Source organism: Hydrogenophaga atypica, assembly GCF_042665215.1.
In the GTDB taxonomy this organism is placed as follows: domain Bacteria; phylum Pseudomonadota; class Gammaproteobacteria; order Burkholderiales; family Burkholderiaceae_C; genus Hydrogenophaga; species Hydrogenophaga defluvii_A.
On the sequence record NZ_JBHTCA010000085.1, the window covers coordinates 1 to 560 of the forward strand.

The 560-nt window shown below is 63.8% G+C and carries 1 pseudogene; it reads right to left on the reverse strand.

From position 1 onward, the window contains the following. Window positions 1-560 (reverse strand): annotated as a pseudogene (locus ACFQPB_RS23890) (IS3-like element ISCte2 family transposase); the annotation flags it as partial.

A 560-nucleotide genomic window follows, 5' to 3' on the forward strand; every position in this document is an offset into this window, starting at 1 on the left:
GCTGTCGGTGGTCACCACGAACTTGCGTTTGGTCTTGGCCTTGATGCCGTGCTGTTTCATCAGCTTGCGCACCCTGTCTTTGCCCACCCGAATGCCCCGCGCCAGCAACTCCTTGTGCATGCGTGGCCAGCCATATTCGCCCTTGACTTCGGCGTGGATGGCACGGATGTGAGCCAACAGGGCCTCGTCGCTGTGGCGCCCGGACGGCCCACTGCGGCTGGCCTGGCGCCTGCGCAGCCAGTTGAAATACCCGCTGGCGCTGACTTCCAGCACCTCGCAGGCCAGGCTGACCGGATACAGCCCTCTCATTTGGTGAATCCAGGCGTACCCCGCAGCGTGTCCTGCGCGAAGTACGCCGCGGCTTTTTTTGCGATGTCGCGCTCCATCCTCAAGCGGGCGTTCTCTGCCCTCAGGCGGGCCAGTTCCATCTGCTCTGGGGACACCCTGGCAACCTTGTCATCAGCACCCGCCCCGCTCAAATCGCCCTTGGCCGACTGGCGAACCCAATTGCCCAGGCTGGCTTTGGGTATGCCCAAGACCTTGGCCACCACGGCAATGGC